Genomic DNA, 1,353 nt, shown 5'->3' with positions numbered 1-1,353 from the left:
TGAAGCGCACTGGGTTGGTTGGAGTCTCCATCGTTTGGAAACGAGGATGGACTCATGCCGAAGGACACCACCCCAGGGAAGCCGACCACGCGTCGCTACAGCCCTGAAGAGAAGGCCGCTGCGGTGCGGATGGTCAGAACGCTGCGTGCGGAGCTGGGCACTGAGCACGGCACGGTGCAACGCGTCGCCGCCCAGCTCGGGTACGGCACCGAATCGGTGCGGTCCTGGGTACGCCAAGCCGACATCGACGAGGGCCACGTGCCGGGGGTCAGCACCAGCGACGCCGCGAGGATGAAGGCCCTCGAGCAGGAGAACCGCGAGCTCAAGCGAGCCAATGAAATTCTCAAGCGCGCCGCCCATTTCTTTGGGGCGGAGCTCGACCGCCAGCACAAGAAGTAGCCGCGTTCATCGACGCCAACCGCGAGGACGTCATCGCGGGCCGGCGTCTGGGGGTCGAGCTCATCTGCAGCGTGCTGCAGGTGGCCCCGAGCAGCTACTACGAGATCAAGGCACGCCGGCCTTCGGCGCGGTCCCAGCGCGACGCCGTCACGGGACCCGTGGTGCGCCAGATATGGGAGGACAACTACCGGGTCTACGGCGCCCGGAAGATCTGGAAGGCGGCCCGACGTGGTGGCCACGACGTCGGGCGCGACCAGGTCGCTCGACTGATGCGCACCGCGGGGATCGAGGGTGTGCGGCGAACCAAACGGGTGCGCACCACCAAGCCCGAGCCGGGCAGGCCGCGGCACCCGGACCTGGTGGGCCGCGACTTCACCGCTACGGCCCCGAACCAGTTGTGGGTCACCGATCTGACATTCGTGCCGACCTGGGCAGGTGTGGCCTACGTCTGCTTCATCATCGACGCCTGCTCGCGGATGATCGTGGGGTGGAGGGTCGCCTCGCACATGCGGACCACCATGGTCCTGGACGCCATCGAGATGGCCCGATGGTCACGCGGCACCCAGCTCACCGGACTGCGGTGCCACAGCGATGCGGGCAGCCAATTCACGTCGATTCGATACGGCGAACGCCTTGCCGAGATCGGCGCCGTGCCCTCGATCGGCACCGTCGGCGATTCCTACGATAATGCGCTGGCCGAGACCGTGAACGGCTACTACAAGGCCGAGTTGATCCGCGGTCCCGCGCGTGAGGGGCGGCCGTGGAAGACGATCGAGGACGTCGAGCTCGCCACCCTGTCCTGGGTCCACTGGCACAACCACGAGCGGCTTCACGGCTACCTCGACGACGTCCCGCCAGCAGAGTTCGAGGAGACGTTCTACGCTACGAAACGGACCGACCAGACCTTGGTTGGAATCCAATAGCCCGAGCCTCCATCAGACCCAGTGCGATTCA

General features: G+C 66.4%; 1 protein-coding gene and 1 other annotated feature. The gene reads left to right on the top strand.

What is annotated here, in order from left to right:
* Positions 1-54 precede the first annotated feature (54 nt).
* Positions 55-1,322, top strand: a protein-coding gene (locus tag JLI01S_RS16480) for an IS3 family transposase (RefSeq protein ID WP_157075030.1) whose coding sequence is annotated in 2 segments (ribosomal slippage) — positions 55-358 and positions 358-1,322 — 1,269 coding nt in all. Because the reading frame shifts where the segments join, the coding sequence is not laid out codon by codon here.
* Positions 354-488, top strand: a sequence feature (AL1L pseudoknot). (Overlaps the previous gene by 135 nt.)
* Positions 1,323-1,353: the final 31 nt, after the last annotated feature.

This window comes from Janibacter limosus NBRC 16128, from assembly GCF_001570985.1.
Lineage (GTDB): Bacteria > Actinomycetota > Actinomycetes > Actinomycetales > Dermatophilaceae > Janibacter > Janibacter limosus.
This window is presented reverse-complemented; position numbering and strand designations above follow the sequence as displayed.